Genomic DNA, 26,668 nt, shown 5'->3' on the forward strand with positions numbered 1-26,668 from the left:
CTAGCCCTAGTGGATCATCATTGGCGACCGACGACTCAGAGCACCGGATTGGCGTCGGTGAGTAGCCGGTCGATCTCCTCCAGCACCTCGGCGCGATCGGCGTGCACCGGGTCGATGAGCGGCACCCCGCGCCGGTCCAGCGCACCCCACCGCCCGTTGCCACTCTCGATCAGGAACGCCACCGGGTGGATGACCAGCATCGGGTGCGCCGGCGGGACCAGCACCGTGCCGGTGCGGTCCACCACGCCCCGCCGGCCCGCCACGTCGACCACGGCCAGCCCTTCATCGGTGAAACCGTCGACCTGCCGGCCGTCGGCCAACTCGGTGACGAAGCCGTGGTAGCGGGTGGGCACGACGACCCGGCCGGTCCGGTCGACCGCCCCCCACCCCTCGCGCCGCACCGCGGCCAGCCCACGCCGGAACGGCCGTACCTCGGCGAAGTTGGGTGCGACCTGCACCGCCCCGGTCGCGTCGATCGCCGTCCAACCGCCCTCGCCGACCACCCAGGCCAGGCCGTCACTGAACGGATGCGCGGCCCGGAAGGACGGCGGGATCACCGTCGTACCGAGCAGGTTGATCAACGACCAAAGGTCGCTGTCCGGTCGGCGGACCCAGGCCAACCCGTCGTGGAAGGGCTGCGCCTCGGCGTACCGGGCGGGAATGACCACCTCGCCGTCCTGGCTGGTGTAACCCCACAGCTGCCCATCCCGGTCCGGCAACGGGGGCCGGTCCCGGTCGAGGACCTCGTCCCGACCCCGGGGGTACGGCCCGAAGCCATCAGCCTCGGCCCGGACGGTGACCGCGTCGAGGGCCACCCGGACCCGCTCCAGCAGTTCGGCGTCGCCGGCCCCACGCAGGTCCAGCGCCTTCTCGAAGTGCTCGCACGCCTCCATGAGCCGCCCCTGGTCGTAACACGACCGCCCGGCGTGCTCGTGCATCGCGGCCCGCAACCGGTCAGGCAACTCGACCGAGTTGGCCTGGGCGAAGAGCTGGTCCGCCTCGGCGAAGTCGCCGCGCCAGCGCAGCACGTGGGCCAGCCGGGCCTGGGCCAGCGCGGTCCGGCGCAGCTCGCCGGTGGCCTCGGCGTAGGTGAGGGCGAGCCGGCCGTCGGCCAGCGCGTCGTCCAGCTCGCCGAGAATCCGCGAGGCCACCGCCCGCAGGCTGAGCAGCCGGGCCCGGGCACGGTTGTCGACCGCCGAGCCCAACTTCTCGGTCAGCCGTCGCCGAATGGCCCGCAGGTCGTCCGGCTCGGTCAGTTCCTCGCGCAGGGTGACCGGGTCCAACCGCCAGCGGTACGCGGCGAGCACCTGCTCCGGGTCGCCCGGGTCGGCCAGCGACGGGCGTGTCACCACCGGCGGTGCCTCGGCGGGCGGCGCGGACACCGGCGTGTTCTCGCCGTCCGCGCCGCTCCTCGGGCTAGGTACGGCCGGGGCCGGCGGCCCGGACGTCGGCTCCACCGACGTGGGTGGCCCGGACGTCGGCTCTGCCGACGCTGGTGGTCCGGACGTCGGCTCTGCCGACGCTGGTGGTCCGGACGTCGGCTCTGCCGACGCTGGTGGCCCGGAGACCGGTGCCGTGGCGGACGGTGATGCCGAGGCCGGTGGCACGGACACGGGAGTTGTGGCTGGTGGCGCAGAGACGGGTGGTGCGGAAACGGGCGCTGGCGGTGCGGACACGGACGCCGCCGGGACGGGTGGCGCGGAGACGGCCGCTACGGAGTGGGGCTCTGCCGGCGCGGGTGGTGCGGAGACGGGTGCTGTGCCGAGAGGCGGTGCGGAAACGGGCTTCTGCGGCGCGGCGGGCGCTGGGGGTGCGGAGACGGGTGCTGCCGGCGCTGCCGATACCGGCGGTGCCGGGGGAGCGGAGACCGGCGTGACCGAGGCGGGTGGTGCCGAGAACGACGGTGCCGAGACGGGCGGGTCCGGGTCGTCCGCAGGTGTCACGGGCGGCGCGGCTTCCGCCGGCCACTCGTCGACGTACGGGCCTCCCGCCGGGCCCGCGCTCGGAGCGTCGGCAGCGCCGGTCGGCTCGTCGGATGCCGCGAGTTCGTCCGTCGGGTGGTACTCGACCGGGCCGCCGTTCTCACTGGGCGAAGCGGTGAAGGCCTGCTCGTCGACGCCGGGTTCGGCTGCGAGGTCGCGTTCGACCTGTTGGTGGGGGATCGCGAGCACCGGTGCGCCGGAGGCGGGTTGGTCGCCGTCCACAGTTGCCGTGTCGAACGTGGGCTGCGGGGCATCGTCCAGGTTGTCAAGCCAGCGCCGGGGAGCACCGGAGACCGGGGCAACGGGCGGCGCGGAGACCGGGGCGACGGCGTCGTCTGCTGTTGACCCGCTGGCGTCGGTCACGTCCAGGTGGGTGTCAGCCGTCGGCGTCGACGCCTCCGTGTCCGGTGCGGCCGCTGTCGTGAAGAGGTCGGGGCTGCCGGCCGTCGACTCATCGTCGGTCGGGTCGTACTGCCGCTCGTCGGTCGTCGGCGCACCCGTCGAGGAATCGGCGGGCTGAGCCGGGCTGAACCACGCGTCCGGCCCACGGACGCCCGCGACGTCGTCCGGTTCGCGAACGGGCGCCACCGGCTCTTCCGAGGGTGGCGGGGGTGCGTAGCGGCGCGGCGTACCGGGGGCCGGCGGGAGCACCGGCGCGACGTCCACCGCCGGCGGCTGCGGGACCGTGCCGTGCGGGGGCGCCGTCGGAGCAGGAGCAGGCGCCACCGGCGTGGGGTCGTCCGGGCGCGGGGCGGGACGGGTCGCTGGTGACGCCGGTGCCTGCCAGGTGGGCGGCGGGGCGACCGACGGGCGTGCGTCCGCCACCGGGGCCACCCGCTCCGGCGCGTCCGGCCGCTGCGGCGGGTACGGGTGTTGCGGCGCGGCTGGGTGTTGCGGGGCGGCCGGTCGATCGGCGGAGTGCTGCCGCTCCGTGGACGGCGAGCGGTCCGGCGTGACCGGGCGGCGGTCGGTTGGCGGGTTGCCGAACAGCGGGTCGCCGACCCGACGGTGATCCGGACCCGGCTCCTCGCCGCGCGGCTGGTCCACCGGGCGGTCCCCGGTGCCCGGGCCGGGGTAACGCGGCGGCGGGGTGTGACGCGCCCCGGCCGTCGACGGCGGTTCGGTCAGCGGCCGGCGTCCGGGTGCCGGCAGGACGTCGGACCGCTCGTCGGCGCCGGGCGGCTCCGCCGGCGCGGACAGGTACTCCAGCCGCAGGCGGGCGGCGGGCGGTCCCGAGACGGGCAGGTCGGCGGCGGGCGACACCGGAGCGGCGGACACCGGGCGCTCCGGACCGGGGGGCGCGGGGGCGACGGGTGCCGGCGACACCGGCCGGTCCGGGAGGACGGGGGAGACCGGGGCGGCCGACACCGGCCGGTTCCAACCAGAGGGCGCGGGGGAGACAGGTGCCGGCGAGACCGGCCGGTCCGAACCGGGGGACACGGGTGCCTGCGACGCAGGCCGGTCCCAGCCGGGAGAGACAGGTGCCGGCGAGACCGGCCGGTCCGAAGCGGGGGACACGGGTGCCTGCGACGCAGGCCGGTCCCAGCCAGGGCGGACGGGGGCCTGCGACGCCGGCCGGTCCGAAGCGGGGGACACGGGTGCCTGCGACGGCGGCCGGTCCCAGCCAGGGGAGACGGGTGCCGGCGAGACCGGCCGGTCCCAACCGGGGGACACGGGCGCCGGCGAGACCGGTCGCTCCGGCGAGGCCGGTGGGACTGGCATGGCACGGCCGGCCGTGGGCGGGGCTGTCGCGGCCGGACGTACCCCTCGCTCGTCGGGCCGCGCCGGGGCGGCCGCCGGTCGCTCGTCGGGCCGTACCGGTCGCTCGTCGGGTCGGGACGGCGTGGCCGGCGGCCGTTCGGGCCGGGCGGTCGGCCGCGACGCGACGCCCGGGTCGGCACTGCGGTACGGGTCCGGGCCACGGTGCGGCTCGGTGCGGTGCGGGTCTGCGGTGCGGTGCTGGTCTGAAGTGCGGTGCGGGTCTGCGGTGCGGGGCGGCTCGGTGCGGTGGCCCGGCTCGCGGGCCCGGTCCGGGCTGCGGTCCTGGCGCACCGGACCCGGCGGCGGCCAGGGCAGACTGCCGTCCGACCGTTGGCCCGGCTGCGGCCGGGGCTCGCGGTACGCGTCCTCACGAGGCCCGTTCTCGGGGTACGCGTCCGGGCGGGCCTGTTCGCGGGGCCGCCGGTCCGGGTACGCCTCGGCGCGGGCAGCCGCCTCACGGGGCTGCTGCCAGTGCGGGTCGGTGTCGGGGCGACGCCGGTCGTCGTCGAGGCGGGGCTGGCCGGGCAGGTCCGCCTCGGGCCGACGCCGTCGTCCACCGTTGGGTGCGGGAGCTGCGCCGATCCCCTCGTCCGCGCGGTAGCGCGACTCGGTCCCCTCGTCCGGGCGGTAGCGCGGCTCTGGGCGGCGCAGGTCGTCGGCGGACCGGTCCGGGTACCCGTCGGCGCGGTAGCGGGGGCGGCCGTCGACGGGTGCCCACGGGTCGACCCCGTCGGCGCTGCGGCCGTCGTGGTCACGGGTGGGTCGGACGCCGTACCCGTCGCCGGGGTGTCGTTCGTAACCGGCTGCCGGTCGCTCCGGTGTGCCGCGTCGACGTGGCGCGTCGTCCGGCTCGGGCACCCAGCCGGGTTCGGGCCGGGGCGCGGGGGAGACCGGCGGTGTGCCCCGGTACCCACGGTCCCGCTCGGTGGGCTCCTGCCGGGGACGGCGGCTGTCGTACCGCTCGGGGGTGGGCTGGTCGCAGTGCCAGGCGGCTTCCCGCGCGGGTCCCCGCTCGTCGGCGGGGCGTCGGTCGGACCAGGCGGTGCGCCGGTCCGACTCGGGGGAGCGGCGTTCGTCGCGGCGGGGTGGCTCGGGCAGCGGTCGACGGTACGGCTCGTGGTCGTAGTGGCGGGAGTCGGCGCTGTCGGGCCGCCCGTACGTCGAGCGGTCGTCGTCGCGGAGTCGGCCGTAGGCCGTTGCCCCGTCCGGTTCGTCGTCCACCCAGGACCGGCCGTGGGATGGCTGCTCCGCTGGTGGTTCGTCGGACCAGGACCGGCCGAGGTAGGTGCCGTCCGGGCGGGTGGGCGCGAGCGGCGGCACCTCGGCGCGGCCGGACACCGTCGCCCGCCCACGGGGTGGCGGCTGGTGCGGCATGCCGATGTCACCGGGGTAGCGCTGGCCGGGAAACTGGGGGTGCCACTCGGTGGTCGGCTCGATCACCCAGGCCGGTTCGTTCGGGTCTGGCCACCGGTCGGTGTAGCGGCCGTTCATCCGGCGAGCCCGTCGCCACACCCGGCCGCCGGGCCGATCCTCGCCGGGAGTGAGCTGTCCGCAGCCGCCGCCGGGTGACCGCTGGGCGTCCGGTCGCCGCCTGCCACGCCCCGGTGGCCGGCTCGCGTCCGCTCGCTCACGCGTTGTCACCTCGTTGCAAATTGTCGCGCTGGGGCCGCACGAGCCGGTCAGGTCGCCGCTCCGGCAGGCCGTGGCTGCGGATGGAGGGTAACGGCGTGGGCTCGCTCACCGCCACTGTGGCGCCGCCCACCGGCGCAAACGTTATCCCATTGGTTTCGGACATTTGGGCCTATAACCGAATCTGGCCTCCGACCCTACCGCACCCGACGACCACCCGGCTCCGGCGGGAGTCGCCGCGGCGGGTCAGGGATGTTCCATGATGAGGACGGCGAACGTGCCGGCGGCGAGCGCCTCGTAATGGTGCGGGGCGTCGCCGGGGAACGTGGCGTAGTCGCCGGGGTCGAGTTCGACCGACGCGCCCTCGGGCCCCACCCGCAGTCGACCGGCGGCGACCACCACGTGTTCGATGCTGCGCGGGGTGTGTCCCTGAGCGGTTCGGATCGCCCCGGGTTCCAGCCGGATCAGGTAGACGTCCCGGCGCAGGTGCGCCGCACCGGCGCTGAGCAGCGTTCCGCTGAAGTCGGCCTGCTCGGAGCGGACGTGCGGCCCGTCTCCCGCCCGGATGACCCGTACGACGTCGTCCACCGGCTCCACCAGCCGGCTGAACGGCACGCCGAGGGCGACGCCCAGGGACCAGAGCGTCTCCACGCTCGGGTTGCCGCTGCCCGACTCCAACTGGGAGAGGGTGGACTTGGCCACCCCCGCCCGGCGGGCCAGTTCGGTGAGCGAGATGCCGACCCGTTCCCGTTCCCGGCGCAGGGCGGCGGCGATGGTGGCCAGCGGGGCAGCCGGTTCCGGGGGCATGCCTTCGCTCCATGGGGTCGAACGTTCGCTCTGGCGAACAACGGCAACCCGTTCAGCATGATGAACGCACCGCAGGATCCGCGCAGATACGGCGAAACTGCCGCCTCGAAGATGTCTGAGGCGGCAGTTTCGCCGATGTCGCGCGGAGCTGAGGGCGGGGTCAGACCTTGTCGCCCAGCTTGACCTGGGGTGCCGGAGCGCGCATCCGGCGGAAGGTGATCGACCGCATGACCGCGTAGAGGTAGAGCGAGCCCATCCGCTGGTCGGACTTCGGGAAGCGCTCCCGGATCAGCTTGCTGATCTTGCGGCAGATCAGCACCGAGTCGATGACCACGCCCAGCGCCAGCGCGCCCCAGAGCAGGTTGGAGATCAACCGGACCGGCGCCGGCATGGCCGCGTTCGACCCGATCAGCACGATCAGCGCGCCGCCGAAGAACCAGGTGCCGACGGTACGCCGGGAGTCGACCACGTTGCGGGCCAGCAGCCGCTCCGGGCCACGGTCACGGGGGCCACCCTCACGGCGGAACTCCGCCGCGGCCTCGGCGCGCAGTTGGCGGCGACGCTCCCGCTCCTCCTCCTTGGTGAGGGGGCGGCTCGGACCGGCCGGCCGGCGGCCGACGGTCGGCCGCTTGGGCGTCTCCCGACCCTTGGCCGGGGTGTAACCCCGGGGACGCTCGGCGGTCTCCTCGGGGGTCACCGAGGTGACGGCCTCGTCGACGAGGTCGGTGGACTTGCGGCGAAAGAGCGACGGCACGCGGCAAGGGTAGCCAACGGTCCACGCCCGGTGCACATCGCGGTGCACCGGGCGTGAAGAGGGTGTGTCGGTACCTACGGACGCTCGGCGTGCGCGCCGAGGTCGGCGAGCTTCGCCTCGAAGTCCTCGTAGCCCCGGTTGATCAGGTCGACGCCGTACACCCGGGAGGTGCCCTCGGCCGCGAGCGCCGCGATCAGGTGGCTGAAACCGGCCCGCAGGTCCGGGATGACCAGGTCGGCGGCGTGCAGCTTGCTCGGCCCGGCGATCACCGCGGAGTGCTTGAAGTTGCGCCGGCCGAAGCGGCACGGGGTGCCGCCGAGGCAGTCCCGGTAAACCTGGATGTTGGCACCCATCGAGTTGAGGGCCTCGGTGTAGCCGAGCCGCTGCTCGTAGACCGTCTCGTGGACGATCGACAGGCCGCGGGCCTGTGTCAGCGCCACGACCAGCGGCTGCTGCCAGTCGGTCATGAAGCCGGGGTGCACGTCGGTCTCCAGCGCCACCGCGTTCAGCTCACCGCCGGGGTGCCAGAAGCGGATGCCGCCCTCCTGGCCGGGGTCGCCCAGCTTCGGCGCGCGGGCGTCGGTGACCTCGTACTCGCCGCCGACCGAACGGAAGATGTTCAGGAAGGTCATCATGTCGGCCTGCTGCGCGCCCAGCACCTCGACGTGACCACGGGTCGCCAGGGCGGCGGCCGCCCAGCTCGCCGCCTCGATCCGGTCCGGGATCGGCCGGTGGGTGTAGCCGTGCAGCTTGGGCACGCCCTGAATCTCGATCACCCGGTCGGTGTGGACCTTGATGATCGCGCCCATCTTCTGCAGGATGCAGATCAGGTCGATGATCTCCGGCTCCACCGCGGCGTTCCGCAGCTCGGTGACGCCCTCGGCCATCACGGCGGTCAGCAGCACCTGCTCGGTGGCGCCGACGCTCGGGTACGGCAGCGCGAACTTGGTGCCGTGCAGCCCGTTCGGCGCGGACAGGTGCAACCCCTCCGGCCGCTTGTCGACGGTGGCGCCGAACTCCCGCAGTGCCTGGAGGTGGAAGTCGATCGGGCGCGGGCCGATGTGGCAGCCGCCGAGATCCGGGATGAACGCGTGCCCGAGACGGTGCAGCAGCGGGCCGCAGAACAGGATCGGAATCCGGCTGGAACCGGCGTGCACGTTGATCTGGTCGGTGCTGGCGCTCTCCACGTTCGCCGGGTCGAAGACCAGCTCGCCGTCCTCGGTGCCGTCGGTGACCTTGACGCCGTGCAGGCCGAGCAGACCTCGCACCACCTCGACATCGCGGATCTTGGGCACGTCGAACAGCCGACTCGGGCTGTCGCCGAGCAACGCGGCGACCATCGCCTTCGATACCAGGTTCTTCGCGCCGCGCACGCGGATCCGCCCCTCGAGGGGAGTGCCTCCGTGCACAACCAGGACGTCGTCGGTCAACGCAACCTCCAGCGCGTCGGTGCTGCCGTGTTGATGGTGGGGCGCCTGAACGTTGTCGCTACCCCGGATGCGGCCATATCGAAACGGCCCGCGTGTGTCGTCGCTTGGGCAGCATAGCCCTCGGTGACGAAAAAGGACTCGGTCACATCGGCGTGTGTGGCATTAATCGGTGATCCGGCACTTTTGCGTACCAAGAACGCTACGGATCGTGATCAGGACACCGCCGGCGGAGGAGTGTCCGCGCCGGGCAGGGCGAGCATCTGATCCAGCGCCACCCGGGCGTGGTGCGCGGTCTCGGCGTCCACCGTGATCTGGTTGACGACCCGGCCCGCGACCAGCTCCTCCAGGGCCCAGACCAGGTGCGGCAGATCGATCCGGTTCATCGTCGAGCAGTAGCAGACGGCCTTGTCCAGGAACATGATCTGCTTGTCCGGGTGCGCCAACGCGAGCCGGCGGACCAGGTTCAGCTCGGTGCCGAGCGCCCACGCCGAGCCCGCCGGAGCCGCCTCGATCGTCTTGATGATGTATTCGGTGGAGCCGACGTAGTCGGCGGCAGTGACCACCTCGTGCCGGCACTCCGGGTGGACCAGGACGTTGACCCCGGGCACCCGCTCCCGCACGTCGTTCACGCTGTCCAGCGTGAACCGGCCGTGCACCGAGCAGTGCCCCCGCCAGAGGATCATCTTGGCGTCGCGCAGCTGCTCCGGGGTGAGCCCACCACCGGGCTTGTGCGGGTCGTAGAGCACGCAGTCGTCCAGCGACAGGCCCATCTCCAGCACCGCGGTGTTACGGCCCAGGTGCTGATCCGGCAGGAAGAGCACCTTCGACCCCTGCTCGAAGGCCCAGTCCAGGGCGCGCTTGGCGTTGGACGAGGTGCAGACCACCCCGCCGTTGCGGCCCACGAAACCCTTGATGTCGGCCGACGAGTTCATGTACGTCACCGGCACGGTGTCACCGGCGATGCCCAGCTCGGTCAGCGTGTCCCACGCGGCCTCCACCTGGCCCAGGACCGCCATGTCCGCCATCGAGCAACCCGCCGCCAGATCGGGCAGGATCACCCGCTGGCTGTCGGTGGTGAGGATGTCGGCGCTCTCGGCCATGAAGTGCACGCCGCAGAAGACGATGTACTCGGCGTCCGGGCGGGCCGCGGCCTCCCGCGCCAGCTTGAACGAGTCGCCGGTCACGTCGGCGAACTGGATCACCTCGTCGCGCTGGTAGTGGTGCCCCAGCACGAAGACCTTGCTGCCCAGCTTCGCCTTCGCGGCGGTGGCCCGGGCCACCAGATCCGGATCGCTGGGCGCCGGCAGGTCGCCCGGACACTCGACGCCGCGCTCGGTGTCGGGGTCGCTGCCCCGGCCGAGCAGCAGCAGAGCCGTCGCCGTGTTGGAGGGTTCCACCCAGGTCGAAGTCACGTAACCCATGCTCCCACAGCGCGGGCGCGACGCAGCTTCGCTCGGTGTGGGCTGCCACACTGCACGGCATGCGCGTGCTGCTCTGCCCGGACAAGTTCGCCGGCACCCTGTCCGCACCGGAGGTGGCCGCCGCCGTCGCCGACGGTTGGCGCACCGTCACCGACGGAGACGATCTGCTGATCCGGCCGCTCGCCGACGGCGGGCCGGGTTTCGTGGAGGTGCTCGCCGAAGCCCTCGGCGGTCGGCGGGTGCCGGTGTCGACCGTCGACCCGCTGGGCCGTCCGGCGGCCGGTGAGATCCTGCTCACCGCCGACGGCGCGACCGCCTATCTGGAGAGCGCGCAGGCGTGCGGGCTGCACCTGCTCTCGGCAGCCGAACGCGACCCGAAGACCACCACCTCGTACGGGCTGGGTCTGTTGGTGGCCGCCGCGGTGGAGAGTGGCGCCCGCACTGTGGTGATCGGGCTGGGCGGCTCCGGCACCAACGACGCCGGCGCCGGAATGCTCGCCGCGCTGGGTGTGACCCCGCTCGACCCCGGCGGTGCCGCGCTGCCGTACGGCGGGGCGGCGCTCGCCGCCGTCGACGCGCTGGACGGCGCGCCCCGGCTGCGCGGCGTCCGGCTGGTCGCCGCCACCGACGTGGACAACCCCCTGCTCGGCCTGCACGGGGCCAGCAACGTGTTCGGCCCGCAGAAGGGCGCCGACCGCGGTGACGTGCTGCTGCTCGACGCGGCACTGGAGCGTTTCGCGGCGGTGCTGGAGCGCGACCTGGCCGGTTGCCCGACCGGGCTGGGCGCGCTGCCCGGAGGCGGGGCCGCCGGCGGGATCGGCGCGGCGCTGCTCGCCCTGGGCGGCACCTGCGAGTCGGGGATTGGCCTGGTCACCGGGGCCACCCGCCTCGACGCCGCACTGGACACCGCCGACCTGGTGGTCACCGGTGAGGGGTCGTTCGACCACCAGTCGCTGCGTGGCAAGGTCGTCGCCGGGGTGGCCGGCGCCGCCCGCGACCGGGGAGTGCCCTGCGTGGTGGTGGCCGGGCAGGTGAGCACCGGCCGGCGGGAGGCCGCCTCGGCCGGGGTGACCGACGCGTACAGCCTGGTCGAGCACTTCGGTGGCGAGGAGGGCGGCGGGCTCGACGCCGCGCTGAGCCGGCCCGCGGACGGGCTGCGCGAGCTGGGCGCCCGGCTGGCCCGGCAGTGGAGCCGCTGAGCGCTCCGGTCGCCTGACGAGTAGGTCCACCTGCGGCGGGCGTCACGCCACGCGGGTGCACCCGGCCGGGGCGGCGTACGATCGGCGGAGGACCACAACCGGGAATCACTGGACGGCGCGCGACGTTGGCCAGTGCGTCCGGACCCAAACCGCGCAGGGAGACTTCCACGTGACCACGCCAGCGCAGACCGAGTCGACCGAGGCCCAGGCCCCTACTTCCGTCGTCCTCACCGACGTCGCGGCGCAGAAGGTCAAGGCCCTGATCGAGCAGGAGGGCCGCGACGACCTGCGGCTCCGCGTCGCCGTGCAGCCGGGCGGCTGCTCCGGCCTGCGGTACCAGCTTTTCTTCGACGAGCGTTCGCTCGACGGTGATGTCGTGACCGACTTCGGTGGTGTCGAGGTCGTCGTCGACCGGATGAGCGCCCCGTACCTTTCCGGCGCGACGATCGACTTCGCCGACCGGATCGACGCCCAGGGCTTCACCATCGACAACCCCAACGCGGGCAACTCCTGCGCCTGCGGTGACTCGTTCAACTGAGTCACACCACACACGCCAGCGACGATGGGGCCGTTCTCCGGAACGGCCCCATCGTCGTACCGGTCGGGGGTCGCACCGGTCTGGGAGCGGTCCCGGAGGGGACCGTGGCCTGCTGGTTGCCGTTGTCCGACCGAGCGGCGACCACCGGGTTGCCGTGCCGGTAGGCTGACCGCGCCCTGCTCCCGACCCCGAGGGTTGACATGAAGATCGCCGTCACCGGCTCGATCGCCACCGATCACCTGATGAGTTTCCCCGGTCGCTTCGCCGACCAGCTCATCGCCGATCAGCTGCACAAGGTGTCCCTCTCCTTCCTGGTGGACGACCTGGTGCTCCGCCGCGGCGGCGTGGCGGCGAACATCGCCTTCGGGATGGGCCAGCTCGGCCTGCGCCCGGTGCTGCTCGGCGCGGTCGGCGCCGACTTCGCCGACTACCGCTCCTGGCTGGAGCGCCACGGCGTGGACTGCGACTCGGTGCACGTCAGCGAGGTGGCGCACACCGCCCGCTTCGTCTGCACCACCGACACCGACATGTGCCAGATCGCGTCGTTCTACGCCGGTGCGATGAGCGAGGCCCGCAACATCGAGCTGGCCCCGGTCGCGGAACGGCTCGACGGCCTGGATCTGGTGCTGGTCGGCGCCAACGACCCCGAGGCGATGCTGCGGCACTCGGCCGAGTGCCGCACCCGCGGGTACGCCTTCGCCGCCGACCCGTCGCAGCAGCTCGCCCGGATGGGCGGCGAGGACGTGGTGGCGCTGATCGAGGGCGCCGAGTACCTGATGACCAACGACTACGAGAAGTCGCTGCTGCAGAGCAAGGCGCAGCTGAGCGACGACCAACTGCTGGACCTGGTCAAGGTGCGGGTCACCACGCTCGGCAAGCACGGTGTGGAGATCGCCGGGCGCGGCATCGACCCGATCCACGTACCGATCGCGCGGGAGATCCGGGCGGTCGACCCGACCGGCGTCGGTGACGGCTTCCGGGCCGGCTTCTTCACCGCGCTCTCCTGGGGTGTTGGCCTGGAACGCGCCGCCCAGGTCGGCTCGCTCCTGGCCACGCTGGTCCTGGAAACCGTCGGCACCCAGGAGTACGACGTCCGCCGCGACCTGTTCGTCAAGCGCCTCGCCGAGTCCTACGGCGACGCCGCCGCCGACGAGGTACGCCCCCACCTCCTGCCGCTCCCGTGATTGACCTCCTGCTTGCTCGCCGCGCTGCGCTCGCCGGCGCTGCGGTCGGCCTTCGGTACTTCGCGGCCCTCGCTGAGCTTCCCCGGGAGCTGAAGTCGGACGGCAGCGTCGTTACTGAGGCCGACCGCGCGGTTGAGGCTGCCGTCCGGGAGGTGTTGAGCGATGCCCGACCAGACGACGCCATTCTTGGCGAGGAAGCCGGGCAGACCGGCGGGGGCAGTCGTCGCTGGATCGTCGACCCGATCGATGGCACCGCGCTCTTCGTCGACGGTGATGACCGGTGGTTGGTCCTCCTTGCGTTGGAAGAGGCTGGCGAGATTGTTGTCGGGGTGGCCGTTGTCCCTGCCCAGCGGAAAATATGGTGGGCGCAGCGAGGCTCCGGGGCTTTCGAAGCCGACATCTCCGGTGCAGGTCTGACCGGGGAACGGCGGATATCCGTCCCTCAGCCGGATCAGGACGGCCTGGCGGGGAGCCGGCTGGGCGTAATTCCCACCGATGCCGAACTCTCCCAAGCCGAACGTGAGTTGATCGCGCCGCTGACGGCGGTGGCCACGACTGCTCCGTGGGGCATCCACGCCGCGCTGCTCGTCGCTCGTGGGCAATTGGACCTCACCGTTCAGGTACGAGGGCAGGTCTGGGATTACGCGGCAACGTCACTGATCGTTGAGGAGGCCGGCGGGCGGTTCAGTGGCCTCGATGGTCAACTGCGGCCCATGCCCGGCCCGGCCCTCTTCGCCCGCAGCGCCGCCCTGCACACCCGCGCACTGCAGATCCTGACCGCTGCCCTGCCGGCATAGGTCTCGAACCCTTCCGTAATCAGATCGGCGTCGGTCAACAGTCGCCCACGGCGCGGGAACGTTGACCGGCGCGCGTGTGCGGATGACGATTAGCCTCGTGAGGGCGCGGGAGGTCATACAACGAATCGAGCGCCTCGGTGGCTGGCAGGTTCGGCAGCGGGGATCGCACCGCATGTTCCAGGCATCCGCCGAACTGGAGGACTCGAAAGTGACTGTGCGCACGGTGGTGCCACAGCACGGTGGGGATCTCCCGATCGGCACGTTGAGGGCGATCGAGCGGGACATGGCACCGTTGTTTGGAAAGGGGTGGTTGGGGTGAGCAGTCGAATTTACCGGGTTCGCGTTACCTCCGAGGCTGACAAGTGGTTGGCCGATGTTGATGGTCTACCTGAGGCGCACACCTTCGCTGACAACCTGTCCGCGCTCGACGGCGCGGTACGAGAAGTGATCGCCCTTGTCGAGGATCTGCCGGACGGCGCCGAGGACGAGCTGGAACTGGTCTACGACCTGGAGCTTTCCGGCGCGGACCTCGAAGACGCCATGGAGCGGCTGAGGCTTGAGCAGCGTCGGGTGTGGCACCAGGCCGAGGCGCTGGAGCAGCACTTGACTGTCCTTCGGCGGGCGGTGCACACCACCGAGGCCCACCGGCTGGGGCGCGACGCTGCCTGAGCTGGAAGCGGCAGGCCGAGCGACAGAGGGTGCGGGGTGGTTCTAGCGGGACGCCCCGACCCCACCGGCTGTGGTCGCGGCGATGAAGGCTGACCATTGGTACGTGGGGAAGACGAGCACGGGACCCGATCGGTCCTTGCTGTCTCGCACCGCCATCTGCCCGGGCAGGACGGCGCACTCCACGCAGTCGCCGTTGTTGGTGCTGCGGCTGCTGACGAACCAGCGGGCGGTGGCGAGTTCGGGGGTGGACACGGTGGCCTCCGGGGCTAGGCCGCGCCGGCCAGCTCCCTGATCAACGCGCGCGATTCGGCGGGCGAGAGGGCGACCTGGCGCAGGTTGTCTGCCACCATGTTATAGGTGCGCACGCCGTCCGGATCCTGCACGTACATTGCCCCGTCGAGCACCTCGGTGTAGGCGATCGGCCGGACGTGAATGAAGTCCAGCAGGACGAACTTGCCGATCGCGCCAGCGGCGTGTGGCCCGTCCTCGGGGCGGAGCACCTGCACGGTCACGTTCGGCAACTCGGACATGATGATCAGGTGTGCGAGCTGGGCTCGACGGGTCTCGTCACCGTTGACCCGTAGCCGCAGGGCCGCCTCGCCGATGACCGCGTGCAGGACCAGCGGGTCGTCGTCAGTGAGTCGTCGGGCCCGCGTCTGCCGGAACGACACGAATCGCTCGGCGTGGTCCGGGCGGACGAACCCGGTGCCGAGGGTGAGCGCCTCGGCATAGTCCTCGGTCTGGAGCAGACCGGGGATGACCATGGATTCGAAGACGAACGCCCCGTCGGCCAGCCCCTCCAAGCCCACGTACGTCTTGAACCAGTCGGGCATCACTGCGGCCCACGGTGCCCACCAGGTCTTGGCGTCCGACCGGGTGGCGAGCGTGGTGAGTCGGTCGATCGCGGGCTGATCCGCTCCGCAGGCCCGGAGCACGGTCGCGATGTCCTCCGGGAACTGCTGGTAGCGCCCGGTCTCCATGTGGCCGAGCTTCGGCTTGCCGATGCCGGTTCTGCCGGCCAGTTCGGCGAGCGTCATCGTCGCCTCGCGTCGGTAGCGGCCGAGTTCGGCGCCGATCAGCCAGCGCAGGGCCGAGGGGTCGGTCCGTGGTCCCATCGGGCTCGCCTCCAGTGAATTCTCCGGTGCGGGCCATTTTGCCGTCTCCTCTTCCATCGCGCAAGGTGGACGGCTATATGTATAGCTACAACCTAGTTGGAGGTGTCCATGCTCGATCCGGTTACCGCACCGCTCGGCACGCAGGAAGAGTTTCACCTGATGCTGGTCGAGCTGGTCAACGCCTTCGCACCCCGGCGCTTCGCGATCTCTGAGGAGCACGGGGACCGGATAGACGGACGGGTCTTCGCGTGGGGTCTCGCATTCGAGGACAGCGCCCTGCTCTGCGATGACGAGCAGGCGTACACCGGGAGGTTCCGGAGCCCGGACAGCGCGGTGCGGCTCTTTGCCCGGTCGGGCCGTCGACTGAGGCTGATCTGGATCGACGAATGACCCTTGGGCTAGACGAGTAAGTCCTGGCTCTGCCCGCTAGTGGGCGCGGCGGATGTCGTAGGCGGGGCCTTCGGGGCCGGTGATGGCGCCGAGGAACTCCTGGCCGCGCATCCGGCACCAGGCGGGGATGTCCACCGCCGCGGCCGGGTCGTCGGCGAGCACCCTCACCACCGCGCCCACCGGCACCTCGGGCATGCGTCGCGCCGCCGCGATCACCGGCAGCGGACAGCGTTGACCCCGGCAGTCGATCACCTCGTCCGGCATCGTCACAGCCCCACCACCCCGGCCTCCGCGCGCAACCCGGCGACGATGCCCGGCAACTCGGTCAGGAACCGCTCCACGTCCGCCTCGGTCGTCTCCCGGTGCAGGCTGACCCGCACGTTGCCGTGCGAGAGCACCCCCATCGCCTCCAGCACGTGCGACGGCCGCAGCGTGGACGAGGTGCACGACGACCCCGACGACACGGCGAAACCCCGCCGGTCCAGGGCGTGCAGCAGCGCCTCGCCGTCGACGTACAGGCAGGAGAAGGTCACCAGGTGGGGGAGTCGGAGCACCGGGTCGCCGACCACCTCCACGTCGGGCACCTCCGCCGCGACCCGCTCCCGGATCCGGTCCACCAGCGGCGCCAGCCGGGTCGCCTCGGCAGCCGCGTCGGCCGCCGCCGCCCGCAGGCTCGCCGCCGCCGCTACGACCGCGGGCAGGTTCACCACCCCGGGGGTACGTCCGCTCTCCCGCTCGTCCGCCGGCCAGGGTGACTCCCAGCGGGTGCCCTTGCGGACCGCCAGCACCCCCACCCCGGGTGGCCCGCCCCACTTGTGGGCGCTCGCCGTGAGCACCGACCAGCCGGCCGGCACCGGCACGCGACCCACCGACTGCGCCGCGTCCACGTACAGCGGCACCCCCGCGTCGGCGCACGCCGCCGCCGCCTCCGCGACCGGTTGCACGGTCCCCACCTCGTGACTGGCGGTGATCAACGCGGCCAGCGCGACCCCCGGGGCCCGGACGGCGGACGACCACGCGGTCAGGTCCAGCCGGCCCGACCGGTCGACCGGCACCGCGCTGGCGGTCCCGCCCGCGCCGACGTGCCGCTCCGCGGCGTGCAGCACCGCCGAGTGCTCGATCGCCGAGTGCACCAGCGTCGACCCGACCCGACGCCGCCCCGCCAGGCCCCCGAGCACCGCGCCGTGAGCTGCGGTCGTACCGCTGGGGGTGAAGGACACCTCATCGGCGCGGACGCCGAGCGTCGACGCGGTGGCCTCGCGGGCGGCGTCGAGCAGTTGCCGGGCCCGGCGGGCCTGCGAGTACAGCTTGCCCGGGTCGGCCCAGCCGTCGTCGAGCGCGGCCAGCAACGCCTGCCGCGCGACCGGATGCATCGGCGCGGCGGTCGCCGCGTCCAGGTAGACCGGGGATGCGCTCACGGTGCCACCTTTCGTTCGCGGCTGCGGGGCTCGCAACCCCGGCTCACTCCTCGCGCTCACAGGTCCGTCTTCGTTCGCGGCTGCGGGGCTCGCAACCCCGGCTCACTCCTCGCGCTCACAGCCCCGACGGTATCGCGGCGGTATGCCTAGGTTCCCCCCGATGGGGGGCGGACAGTGACCCCACCACGGCCGAGTCCGTCATGGTCGAGTAATCTGCGACCGTCGGTGACGCCTTTGCCGTCGGTGCCGAGGAAAGACGCACCGCGGCGCGCTAGGGAGGCAGGACCAGGTGGTCGCAAGGAGTTCGGAGGTACGGCCGTCGGCCGTACGGCACAGCGCTTCCCCAGGGGCCGGTGGGCGCCGGCGGCGCGGTGCTGGTCGGCTGGCCGGGCTCGGTCTCAGTGGCGTCGCGCTGCTGGTCCTGCTCACGGGCTGTGACGTTGGAGCGGCGTTCGACGGCTTCGGCTGGCCGCAGGGGGGCATCTCGGCCGAGTCGCGGCGGATGTACGACCTGTGGATCGCCTCCTGCATCGCCGCCCTCGCGGTCGGTGTCTTCGTGTGGGGTCTGATCTTCTGGTGTGTCGTGCGCTACCGCAAGCGTGGCAACGCGCTGCCGGTGCAGACCCGCTACAACATGCCGATGGAGTTCCTCTACACCATCGCGCCGATTCTGATCGTCTCCGTGCTCTTCTACTACACGGCGATCGTGCAGACCGACGTGGACAAGCTGTCGAAGAACCCGGACGTCACGGTCGAGGTCGTCGCGTTCAAGTGGAACTGGCAGTTCAACTACCGCGACGGGCAGGGCACGGACGCCAAGACCACCGCGTCGACGCTCGGCACCAGTGAGGTCATCCCGGTGCTGGTGCTGCCGACCAACCGGTCCATCCGGTTCGAGGAGACCAGCCGCGACGTCATCCACTCGTTCTGGGTGCCGGAGCTGCTCTTCAAGCGGGACGTCATGCCGGGCAAGATCCGCAACGTGTTCGAGGTCTCCAGTCTGGAAGCCGAGGGCGCCTACGTCGGACGCTGCGCCGAGCTGTGCGGCAGCTACCACGCGTTCATGAACTTCGAGCTGCGGGTGGTGTCGCCGGAGAAGTACGACCAGTTCCTCGCGGCCAAGCAGAGCGGCAAGTCCACCCAGGACGCGCTGTCCGCGATCGGTGAGCAGCCGTACGCGGTGACCACGGATCCGTTCGACACGCGGCGGACGCAGGACAACTTCAACCCGGACAAAGTTCCGGCCCGCACCGGAAGCTGAGGCAGCGGCATGAAGACCGAGTGGCGTATCTTCCTGATCATCGCCGGTTTCCTCTTCGGTGCCACCATCCTCTACGGCGCCTGGACGAACGGGCAGTCGGGCGGCATCGAGTGGGTCGGAACCGTGGCCCTGCTGCTGTCGTTCCTGCTGTGCTCGATGTGCGGTGGCTTCTTCTGGTTCGTCTCCCGCCGGATCGACCTGCGCCCGGAAGACCGTCCGGACGCCGAGATCGCTGACGGCGCTGGCGAGGTCGGCTTCTTCAGCCCGGGCAGCTACTGGCCGTTCGGTCTGGCGCTGGCCGCCGCGATCGCCGCGCTCGGCCTGGTGTTCTGGCAGTACTGGCTGATCGGCGCCGGCCTGGTGGCCGTTGTCTTCGCCGCCTGTGGGCTGCTGTTCGAGTACTACAGCGGCACCCGGCGTACCGCCGAGCACTGATCCATCCGGTCGCCACCGCGACCGCCCCGCACGACGAAGGCCCGTTCCCCGGTGGGGGAGCGGGCCTTCGGTCATGCTCGACCCCGGTCGAGCGGCGCTGGCGGTCAGGCGGCGGGCGCCGGACCGGGCCGGTCGGCAGGTCGGGCGGCGTGACGCTGGCCGTCAGGTGGCGCGCCGGGGGCGGTCAGGCGGCTCGGCGGTGGGCGGGCTGGCGGTGGCGGACGGTCAGTCGGGTGACCGGGAAGGCGATCGCGCCGACGACCACGGCGGCGCCGCACTCGGTGCAGATCAGCTCTGGACAGTCGGTGCCGTGGCCGTCGACGCAGGGCGGGGCCTCGAACAGCGCCACGCCCTCGCAGACGTCGCAGTAGAGCTCGCGGTGCGACACGGGCGTCTCCTCTCGATCACCAGGCCGGCCCGCCCGGATGCGACAGCGACGCACCGACGGCGGCAGAGAACTACTCAGCTGTAGTTTCCCAGACGGGTCCGACAAATCCCCGCGCACCGTCGCCCACTCGTCGGCCGCCGGGTGTGATCCACTCGACTTCCTTGAAATCGGGGTGTCCGGGCTCCGGGGACACCGCGGATTCAAGGAACCCGAGTCGATCACACCCCGGAGCCCGCCCGAAGACGGCGCATACGGGTCAGGCGCTGACGGGCCAGGCACCAACGGGGCAGGCACCGACGGGGCAGGCACCGACGGGGCAGGCACCGACAGGTCAGGTGCCGACAGGTCAGGCGGTGGCGATCGCGATCCAGCGATCCAGGGTCGCGGCGGCCGCGCCGGAGTCGATCGACTCGGCCGCGCGGGCCAGACCGGCGCGCAGCGCCTCGGTCAGGTCGCCGTCCAGCGGGCCCTGGGTGGCCAGCGCCGCAGCCGCGTTGACCAGGACCGCGTCCCGGACCGGACCCGTCTCACCGGCCAGCAGACGACGGGCCACGCCCGCGTTGTACGTGGCGTCACCGCCGCGCAGGTCCGCCAGGGTGGACCGGGGTACCCCGAGGTCCGTCGCGTCCAGCACGGCCTCGCGTACGGTGCCGCCCTGGGCCGCCCAGACCCGGGTCGGCGCGGCGGTGCTGAACTCGTCCAGGCCGTCCTCGCCGCGCATCACGATCGCCGAGTCGCCACGGGCCGCGAACACGCTGGCCATCACCGGGGCCATCCGCAGGTCGAAGCAGCCGACCGCGCCGGCCCGGGGGCGGGCCGGGTTGGTCAGCGGGCCGAGGAAGTTGAAGAAGGTGGGGACGCCCACCTCGCGGCGGACCGGGCCGGCGTGGCGCATCCCCGGGTGGAACCGGGCCGCGAAGCAGAACCCGATCCCGGCCTCCTCGACACAGCGGGCGACCTGCTCCGGGCCGAGATCCAGGGGGATGCCGAGGAACTCCAGCAGGTCGGCGGTGCCGCACAGAGAGGAGGCAGCCCGGTTGCCATGCTTGACGACACGGACGCCAGCGCCGGCGACCACCAGGGCCGTCATCGTGGAGATGTTGACAGTGTGGGCGAGGTCACCGCCGGTGCCGACCACGTCGAGCGCGGTGCGGCGCAGCTCGTCGGGGAGCGTCACCGGGACGGCTCGGCCCAGCATCGCCTCCACCAGGCCGGCCAGCTCCGCGGGAGTCTCGCCCTTGGCCCGCAGCGCGACGGCGAAGGCGGCGATCTGCGCCGCGCTGGCCGAGCCGGTCATGATCTCGTCCATCGCCCAGGCGGTGTCGGCGGTGGAGAGTTCGTTGCCGCGCAGCAGTGCGTTGAGCAGGTGCGGCCAGGTCCGATCGCCCATGGCGGGCCTCCCGAGCATGCGAAGTGCGGGTGGGCTGGAACCGGCGCCGAGGAGTTCCGGCGCCGTGGGGGTGCCGGAGGAGCGTGGGACGTCAGGCGGGTGCGTGTGTCCGCAGCAGCTCGGCCACCGTGCCCCCGGTGGTCACCGGGTCGAGCGGGTGCACCAGCACCGCGTCGGCCTCGGCGTACGCGGCGAGCCATCGGTCGGCGGAGCGGGCGATCACCAGGCAGGTCGGGGGAGCGTCGTCCCGGTCGTCCTTGACCTGTCGGGCGATGCCGATGCCGCCGCCCGGGCTCGCCTCACCGTCGAGCAGCAGCAGGTCGATCTCGTAGTCGTCGACCAGCCGGATGGTCTCCGCGTAGGTCGACGCGTCGACGAACTCGATCTGCAGACCGGGCGCGGGTCGGGTGCCGACGGCCACCCGCATGCGGTCGCGGACCTGCGGGTCGTCGCTGTAGAGCAAGACGGTGCAAAGACGATCACTCATGCCGACGCTCCGCTTCGCTCCGCGCCGTCATGAGGCACCATCACACTGAGCTTAATGATTCGTTCGCTGCGCTCACTCATGTCGGCACTCCCACCTCGTAGCTGCCCGGAGATCGTACCGGGCGGCGTGATGTAGCCGACATCCCGCCCGGCGGCACCCGTCGGGGCGTACGTCCGGGCAGCTCAGGCGGGCGCGGCGTCGGCGGCGCGGTCGCGGGCCTCCTGGCGGTCCAGCTCGCGGTCCACCCGGCGGGCCTCCCGCTCGGACTGCTTGACCCACTGCACCACCAGCACGGCGAGCATGGTCACACTGACGAACTCGCCACCGGCCCAGAGGATGCCGCCGGCGACCACCTGGTCCTGCCAGGGGTCGACCCAGCCCAGGTTGAGCGATGGGTACCAGTCGCCGCCGAAGAGCGTGCTGCTCTGCATGATGGTGAGGCCGAGCACGGTGTGGAACGGCACGGAGAGCAGCATCAGCAGGGCGCGCGCCGGGTACGGCCAGCGGCCGGGCAGCGGGTCGAGGCCGAGCAGCGGCCAGAAGAACACGCAGCCGGTCATGATGAAGTGCGCGTGCACCAGTTCGTGTGCCCAGGCGTGTTCCAGGGTGTAGCGGTACAGATCACTGAAGTAGAGCACGAACGGGTTGACCACGAAGATGGCGAACGCCACCAGCGGGAAGCTGTAGACCCGGGCGACGCGGCTGTGCACGATCGCGAGCAGGCGCTTGCGCGGCCCGACCGGCAGGGTCCGCAGGGCCAGGGTCATCGGCGCGCCCAACGCCAGGAAGATCGGCGCCACCATGGACAGCACCATGTGCTGGATCATGTGCACGGACAGCAGCGCGGTGTCGTACGCGTGCAGCCCGCTGACCGTGACGAGCGCGATGCCGCCCAGTCCGGGGCCGAGGAAGAACACGGTTCGGATGACCGGCCAGCGGTCGCCGCGCAGGCGCAGCCGGTACACCCCGTAGAGGTACAGGCCGGCGGCGAGCACCAGGCCGAGGGCCAGCCAGCTGTCCAGGCGGGTCTCGCTCAGCACCGCGCCGACGGTGAACGGCGGCGGGGCCGAGGTGGCGGCGAAGATCGGATCGACGTGCAGCACGCTTTTCAGGCTAGGCCAGGCGAACCGGACCCCGACGCTGGGGCCACGGAAGGCGCAGGTTTGCCACCCCGCTGATCGCCGGCCCCGGTCAGGGGCAATAATGACGGCGTGACTGCGGCCCCAGCCATTGACAAGAGCCGGATCCACTCTCTGACCCGACCGAACATGGTCAGCGTCGGGACGATCGTGTGGCTCTCCAGTGAACTCATGTTCTTCGCGGCGCTGTTCGCGATGTACTTCTCGATCCGCGCGGCTGCGCCGGAGCAGTGGGAGAAGCACACCGAGGCGCTGAACATCCCGTACGCGACCACCTTCACGGTGATCCTGGTGCTGTCCTCGGTGACGTGCCAGCTCGGCGTCTTCGCGGCGGAGAAGGGTGACGTGCACGCGCTGCGGCGCTGGTTCACCGTCACCTTCGTGATGGGCCTGATCTTCGTCCTCGGCCAGCTGAACGAGTACCGGCACCTGGTCGCCGACGGCATCAAGATCAACGAAGACGGGTACGGATCGGTGTTCTACCTGACCACCGGCTTCCACGGCCTGCACGTGACCGGTGGTCTGATCGCCTTCGTCATCTTCATGGTCCGTACGACCATGGGCCGGTTCACTCCGGCGCAGGCGACGTCGGCGATCGTCGTGTCGTACTACTGGCACTTCGTCGACGTCGTGTGGATCGGGCTGTACGCCATGATCTACTGGCTCCAGTGATCTTGCGCGTCACATTCCGCGCTGCTGCTCCGTCCCCTGAGACAGGTCCAACCGGTTAAGGACACCGCTCATGACTTCTGACAACGACCGCCGACGCGGTCTGCTCGCGCGGTTGCGTGAGCGGCCCGCCGCGCGCAGCAGGGGCCGCCGCCGGCTGGGCGCCGCGGTCCGGCTGATCGCCGCGCTGATGCTCGCCGGCGGCGCATACACCGTCTTCGCCCCGGGTGCCCAGGCGCAGGACAACCCGCAGCTGACCGGCGCCGCCGCCGAGGGCAAGGCGTTGTTCGACGTGAGCTGCGTGACCTGCCACGGCCGCAACGCCCAGGGCGTCGAGGGCCGCGGGCCGAGCCTGATCGGCGTCGGCGCGGCATCGGTCGAGTTCCAGGTCAGCTCCGGGCGGATGCCGATGGCCCGCCAGGAGGCCCAGGCGCACCGCAAGCCTCCGGTCTTCACCGACGAGCAGACCCGCCAGCTGGCCCAGTACATCCAGGAGCTGGGTGGCGGCCCGGTCGTTCCCGAGGGCGACGACCTCCGCGAGGACGGCAACGTCGCGGCCGGCGGTGAGCTGTTCCGGATCAACTGCTCGCAGTGCCACGCGTTCGGTGGCGGCGGCGGTGCGCTCTCCTCGGGCAAGTTCGCCCCGAGCCTGCACCCCGCGACCGACCGCCAGATCTACGCGGCGATGCTGAGTGGCCCGCAGAACATGCCGGTGTTCGGCGACAACCAGCTCCGGCCGGAGCAGAAGGCCGACATCATCGCCTACATCCAGGAGACGCTGAAGCACGACCAGGACCCGGGTGGGTTCAACCTCGGACGGTACGGCCCGTCCACCGAGGGCTTGGCGATCTTCCTGGTTGGCATCGTGGCGCTCGTCTTCGCTAGCCTGTGGATTGCGGGTAAGTCGTGACCGAGCAGGCCATCCGATTCAGTGCTGTGGTGCCGCTCGGCGCCACCCGTAGCGAGGTGACGGCATGAGCCCCCACACCGAGCACCAGGCCGCGCAGGGCCCGGCGCCGCTCGACGTGAACGACCCCAAGCTGACCCGGTTCGACATCGTTCGTGAGGGTGCGCGCCGGGACGACATCGAGATCGTCCACTACGAGCCGCAGGTGCTGCCGGGCACCAAGGCGGAGCGTCGGCTGACCCGGGTGGTCGCCGGCTTCTTCCTGATCACCGGCCTGGCCGCGACCGCCTTCCTGGCCATCTACATCTGGTGGCCGTGGCAGTACGAGGCCGGCCGGGGCGGCGACAAGTTCTACACCCCGCTGCTTGGCTTCACCCTCGGCGTGGCGCTGCTCGCCGTCGGCTTCGGCATCCTGACCTGGGGCAAGAAGTTGCTGCCCAAGGAGGTCTCGATCCAGGACCGGCACGAGGGCCAGGTCGACGAGGAAGGCCGCACCATCACCGGCCAGACCATGCTCTACATGGCGGACGAGCTGGGCGTGAAGCGCCGCCCGCTGCTCGGTATCTCGCTGCTGGCCGGTCTCGCGCCGGTCGCCGCGGTCGCCGCGGCGCCGCTGGTCGGCGGTCTGATCTCGCAGCCGCACAAGAACAACCAGATGTTCACCACCGGGTTCGCCACGGCCGAGGGCGGCCAGCGGATCCGCCTGGTCCGCGAGGACGGCCGGCCGATCCGCCCGGCGGACATCAGCACCGGTGGTCAGCTGACCGTCTTCCCCGGCATCGACCACGGCGTGAGCAACAAGCACGCCGACTCGCCGACGCTGTTGATCCACCTCCGCGACTCGGACGCGCAGGAGTCGCGCCGGGCCAACGAGCGGATCGGCCACGGTGACTACATGTGGGGCAACTACGCGGCATTCTCCAAGATCTGCACGCACGCGGGATGCCCGGCCAGCCTGTACGAGCAGCAGACCAACCGGCTGCTCTGCCCGTGCCACCAGTCCCAGTTCCTGATCACCGACAACGCCCGGCCCGTCTTCGGCCCCGCCAGCCGGCGGCTGCCGCAGCTGCCGATCGAGGTGGACTCCGAGGGCTTCTTCGTGGCGAAGTCCGACTACACCGAGACCGTCGGGCCTGATTTCTGGGAGCGGCCATGAAGCGTCGAAAGTTTGACCTTGCGGCGACGCCGGGCAAGGCAGCGGTGGGAGTGGACGACCGCTTCGCGGTGGCCACCCCGCTGCGCAAGCTGCTGAACAAGGTCTTCCCGGACCACTGGTCCTTCCTGCTCGGCGAGATCGCGCTGTTCTCGTTCGTCGTGCTGCTGCTGACCGGTGTGTTCCTCACCTTCTTCTTCGAGCCGGCGATGACCGAGGTGGTCTACGACGGCAGCTACGCGCCGTTGCAGGGCACCCCGATGTCCGCCGCGTACGCCTCCAGCCTGGACATCTCGTTCGATGTCCGGGGCGGTCTGGTGATGCGGCAGATGCACCACTGGGCGGCGCTGCTGTTCATGGCCGCGATCGTCGTGCACATGCTGCGGGTCTTCTTCACCGGCGCGTTCCGCAAGCCGCGTGAGACCAACTGGATCATCGGTTCGCTGCTGTTCTGGGTCGGCTTCCTCGCCGGCTTCACCGGCTACTCGCTGCCGGACGACGGCCTCTCCGGCACCGGCCTGCGGATCGCCTCGGCGATCATGCTGTCCATCCCGGTGATCGGCTCCTGGGTCACCTCGTCGATCTTCGGTGGCGAGTTCCCGGGCACGATCATCATCAGCCGGTTCTTCATCGCCCACGTGCTGCTCATCCCGGGTCTGCTGGTCGCGCTGATCAGCGTCCACCTGGGCCTGGTCTTCAAGCAGAAGCACACCCAGTGGCCCGGCCCCGGCCGGACCAACAACAACGTGGTCGGCGAGCGGATGTTCCCGCGGTACGCGTTGAAGCAGGGCGGCTTCTTCATGGTCGTCTTCGGCGTCATCGCGCTGATGGGCGGTCTGTTCCAGATCAACCCGATCTGGCTGTTCGGCCCGTACGAGGCGTGGGTGGTCTCGGCCGCCAGCCAGCCCGACTGGTACGTCATGTTCCTCGACGGCTCGACCCGACTCATGCCGGCCTGGGAGATCAACATCCCGATCGGCGACGGGTACGTCATCCCGCCGCTGTTCTGGCCGACGGTGGTGCTACCCGGCATCCTGGTGGGCCTGTCGACGATGTACCCGTTCCTGGAAGCCCGGCAGCTCAAGGACCGCAAGAGCCACAACCTGCTCGAGCGTCCCCGGGACGCCCCGGCCCGGACCGCCGTCGGCGCCATGGCCGTCGCGTTCTACATCGTGCTGACGCTCTCCGGCGCCAACGACGTGATCGCGGACAAGTTCCAGATCAGTTTGAACGCGATGACCTGGGCCGGCCGGATCGGCCTGCTGGTCGCCCCGCCGCTGGCGTACTACGTCACCTACCGGCTCTGCCTGGGTCTGCAGCAGCACGACCGGGAGGTGCTCGCGCACGGCGTGGAGACCGGCATCATCCGGCGCCTGCCGGACGGCCGGTTCGTCGAGGTGCACCAGCCGCTCAGCGCGGCCAACGGGCACGCCGACGGCCACGGCCAGCTCGACTACGTCGGCTGGGTCGTACCGAAGAAGATGAACCGGCTGGGGGCCCTCGGCCCGGCCATCCGGGGCTTCTTCTACCCGATCGAGAAGCCGGTCGAGGCGCCGGTCTCACCGGGGCACCCGCCGGTCGAGCCCCGGCCCGAGCGCGAGGAGGTCGGCAGCGGCGAGAGCCGCCACTGACCGCCCAGTCGCACCGTTACGTGGCGCCCGCCGGATTCCGGCGGGCGCCACGTCGTATCCGCACCCTCCGCGCCCATCCGACCAGGAGTCGGACGGGCACGGTAGGACCGGTCG

The 26,668-nt window shown here is 71.7% G+C and carries 25 protein-coding genes; 12 read left to right on the forward strand and 13 right to left on the reverse strand.

The genetic code is table 11. The features are described 5' to 3' along the window. Window positions 1-35: 35 nt before the first annotated feature. The 5 genes from QCZ28_RS20085 to nadA form a co-directional block, all read right to left on the reverse strand. Window positions 36-5,234: a WG repeat-containing protein gene (locus QCZ28_RS20085; RefSeq protein ID WP_279518101.1), complete on the reverse strand. Its 5,199-nt coding sequence runs from the start codon at window positions 5,232-5,234 to the stop codon at window positions 36-38. Window positions 5,235-5,618: 384 nt separating this feature from the next. Further along, window positions 5,619-6,179, reverse strand: a complete 561-nt coding sequence (locus QCZ28_RS20090) for an XRE family transcriptional regulator (protein WP_279518102.1) — start codon at window positions 6,177-6,179, stop codon at window positions 5,619-5,621. A gap of 160 nt (window positions 6,180-6,339) precedes the next feature. After that, window positions 6,340-6,933, reverse strand: a complete 594-nt coding sequence (locus QCZ28_RS20095; RefSeq protein ID WP_030337973.1) for a DUF3043 domain-containing protein — start codon at window positions 6,931-6,933, stop codon at window positions 6,340-6,342. Window positions 6,934-7,007: 74 nt separating this feature from the next. Beyond that, window positions 7,008-8,363, reverse strand: a complete 1,356-nt coding sequence (gene murA, locus QCZ28_RS20100; protein WP_030337972.1) for a UDP-N-acetylglucosamine 1-carboxyvinyltransferase — start codon at window positions 8,361-8,363, stop codon at window positions 7,008-7,010. Between the two features lie 212 nt (window positions 8,364-8,575). After that, the gene (nadA, locus tag QCZ28_RS20105; protein ID WP_279518103.1) at window positions 8,576-9,775 is read right to left on the reverse strand and encodes a quinolinate synthase NadA; all 1,200 of its coding nucleotides are present in this window, start codon (window positions 9,773-9,775) and stop codon (window positions 8,576-8,578) included. Window positions 9,776-9,843: 68 nt separating this feature from the next. Here nadA and QCZ28_RS20110 point away from each other — a divergent pair, with 68 nt between their 5' ends. From QCZ28_RS20110 to QCZ28_RS20130, 5 genes are all read left to right on the forward strand, one after another. After that, window positions 9,844-10,983: a glycerate kinase gene (locus QCZ28_RS20110; RefSeq protein WP_279518104.1), complete on the forward strand. Its 1,140-nt coding sequence runs from the start codon at window positions 9,844-9,846 to the stop codon at window positions 10,981-10,983. A gap of 169 nt (window positions 10,984-11,152) precedes the next feature. Continuing rightward, a complete protein-coding gene (gene erpA / locus QCZ28_RS20115) occupies window positions 11,153-11,521 on the forward strand; it encodes an iron-sulfur cluster insertion protein ErpA (protein ID WP_007463211.1) in 369 nt (122 codons plus the stop codon). 200 nt (window positions 11,522-11,721) lie between these two features. Next, the gene (locus QCZ28_RS20120; protein ID WP_279518105.1) at window positions 11,722-12,705 is read left to right on the forward strand and encodes a carbohydrate kinase family protein; all 984 of its coding nucleotides are present in this window, start codon (window positions 11,722-11,724) and stop codon (window positions 12,703-12,705) included. Beyond that, a complete protein-coding gene (locus QCZ28_RS20125) occupies window positions 12,702-13,502 on the forward strand; it encodes an inositol monophosphatase (RefSeq protein ID WP_279518106.1) in 801 nt (266 codons plus the stop codon). Before QCZ28_RS20120 ends, QCZ28_RS20125 begins: the two co-directional genes overlap by 4 nt. A gap of 315 nt (window positions 13,503-13,817) precedes the next feature. After that, the gene (locus QCZ28_RS20130; RefSeq protein ID WP_279518107.1) at window positions 13,818-14,171 is read left to right on the forward strand and encodes a hypothetical protein; all 354 of its coding nucleotides are present in this window, start codon (window positions 13,818-13,820) and stop codon (window positions 14,169-14,171) included. Window positions 14,172-14,213: 42 nt separating this feature from the next. Here QCZ28_RS20130 and QCZ28_RS20135 read toward each other — a convergent pair whose 3' ends face one another. Together QCZ28_RS20135 and QCZ28_RS20140 are read right to left on the reverse strand one after the other, a co-directional pair. Next, window positions 14,214-14,423, reverse strand: coding sequence for a DUF397 domain-containing protein (locus QCZ28_RS20135; protein ID WP_279518108.1), 210 nt, complete (start codon window positions 14,421-14,423; stop codon window positions 14,214-14,216). A 14-nt stretch (window positions 14,424-14,437) separates the two neighbouring features. Next, window positions 14,438-15,286: a helix-turn-helix transcriptional regulator gene (locus QCZ28_RS20140; protein ID WP_279518109.1), complete on the reverse strand. Its 849-nt coding sequence runs from the start codon at window positions 15,284-15,286 to the stop codon at window positions 14,438-14,440. 102 nt (window positions 15,287-15,388) lie between these two features. Between QCZ28_RS20140 and QCZ28_RS20145 the strand changes: the two genes are divergently transcribed. Beyond that, the gene (locus tag QCZ28_RS20145; RefSeq protein ID WP_279518110.1) at window positions 15,389-15,676 is read left to right on the forward strand and encodes a hypothetical protein; all 288 of its coding nucleotides are present in this window, start codon (window positions 15,389-15,391) and stop codon (window positions 15,674-15,676) included. A 36-nt stretch (window positions 15,677-15,712) separates the two neighbouring features. Here the strand turns inward: QCZ28_RS20145 and QCZ28_RS20150 are convergent, their stop codons facing one another. After that, window positions 15,713-15,946, reverse strand: a complete 234-nt coding sequence (locus tag QCZ28_RS20150; RefSeq protein ID WP_279518111.1) for a sulfurtransferase TusA family protein — start codon at window positions 15,944-15,946, stop codon at window positions 15,713-15,715. Then, a complete protein-coding gene (locus QCZ28_RS20155; protein WP_279518112.1) occupies window positions 15,943-17,094 on the reverse strand; it encodes an aminotransferase class V-fold PLP-dependent enzyme in 1,152 nt (383 codons plus the stop codon). Before QCZ28_RS20155 ends, QCZ28_RS20150 begins: the two co-directional genes overlap by 4 nt. Before the next feature lie 289 nt (window positions 17,095-17,383). On the opposite strand from QCZ28_RS20155, the gene coxB reads away from it, so the two are divergent. Further along, on the forward strand, window positions 17,384-18,355 hold the full coding sequence (gene coxB / locus QCZ28_RS20160; protein ID WP_279518113.1) for a cytochrome c oxidase subunit II: 972 nt from the start codon (window positions 17,384-17,386) through the stop codon (window positions 18,353-18,355). Window positions 18,356-18,364: 9 nt separating this feature from the next. Next, complete coding sequence (locus QCZ28_RS20165; RefSeq protein WP_279518114.1) at window positions 18,365-18,790, forward strand: cytochrome c oxidase subunit 4; 426 nt, start codon at window positions 18,365-18,367, stop codon at window positions 18,788-18,790. Between the two features lie 184 nt (window positions 18,791-18,974). Here QCZ28_RS20165 and QCZ28_RS20170 read toward each other — a convergent pair whose 3' ends face one another. The 4 genes from QCZ28_RS20170 to QCZ28_RS20185 form a co-directional block, all read right to left on the reverse strand. Further along, window positions 18,975-19,178 (reverse strand): hypothetical protein, encoded by a 204-nt coding sequence (locus tag QCZ28_RS20170; RefSeq protein WP_279518115.1) that lies wholly within the window; start codon window positions 19,176-19,178, stop codon window positions 18,975-18,977. Window positions 19,179-19,524: 346 nt separating this feature from the next. Continuing rightward, window positions 19,525-20,568 carry an anthranilate phosphoribosyltransferase gene (trpD, locus tag QCZ28_RS20175; protein ID WP_279518116.1) on the reverse strand — a complete coding sequence of 348 codons (1,044 nt, stop codon included), beginning with the start codon at window positions 20,566-20,568 and terminating at the stop codon, window positions 19,525-19,527. Between the two features lie 91 nt (window positions 20,569-20,659). Beyond that, window positions 20,660-21,055 carry a hypothetical protein gene (locus tag QCZ28_RS20180; protein ID WP_279518117.1) on the reverse strand — a complete coding sequence of 132 codons (396 nt, stop codon included), beginning with the start codon at window positions 21,053-21,055 and terminating at the stop codon, window positions 20,660-20,662. A gap of 182 nt (window positions 21,056-21,237) precedes the next feature. Beyond that, window positions 21,238-22,167, reverse strand: coding sequence for a cytochrome c oxidase assembly protein (locus QCZ28_RS20185; protein ID WP_279518204.1), 930 nt, complete (start codon window positions 22,165-22,167; stop codon window positions 21,238-21,240). Between the two features lie 99 nt (window positions 22,168-22,266). Between QCZ28_RS20185 and QCZ28_RS20190 the strand changes: the two genes are divergently transcribed. The 4 genes from QCZ28_RS20190 (at window position 22,267) to QCZ28_RS20205 (ending at window position 26,554) form a co-directional block, all read left to right on the forward strand. Beyond that, window positions 22,267-22,866 (forward strand): heme-copper oxidase subunit III, encoded by a 600-nt coding sequence (locus tag QCZ28_RS20190; protein ID WP_030337743.1) that lies wholly within the window; start codon window positions 22,267-22,269, stop codon window positions 22,864-22,866. A 70-nt stretch (window positions 22,867-22,936) separates the two neighbouring features. Next, a complete protein-coding gene (locus QCZ28_RS20195) occupies window positions 22,937-23,773 on the forward strand; it encodes a cytochrome c (RefSeq protein ID WP_279518118.1) in 837 nt (278 codons plus the stop codon). 64 nt (window positions 23,774-23,837) lie between these two features. Next, the gene (locus tag QCZ28_RS20200) at window positions 23,838-24,926 is read left to right on the forward strand and encodes a Rieske 2Fe-2S domain-containing protein (RefSeq protein ID WP_279518119.1); all 1,089 of its coding nucleotides are present in this window, start codon (window positions 23,838-23,840) and stop codon (window positions 24,924-24,926) included. Next, the gene (locus QCZ28_RS20205) at window positions 24,923-26,554 is read left to right on the forward strand and encodes a ubiquinol-cytochrome c reductase cytochrome b subunit (RefSeq protein WP_279518120.1); all 1,632 of its coding nucleotides are present in this window, start codon (window positions 24,923-24,925) and stop codon (window positions 26,552-26,554) included. The genes QCZ28_RS20200 and QCZ28_RS20205 overlap by 4 nt, the downstream gene beginning before the upstream one ends. Window positions 26,555-26,668: the final 114 nt, after the last annotated feature.

Source organism: Micromonospora sp. DH14 (genome assembly GCF_029809455.1).
GTDB lineage: Bacteria > Actinomycetota > Actinomycetes > Mycobacteriales > Micromonosporaceae > Micromonospora > Micromonospora parva.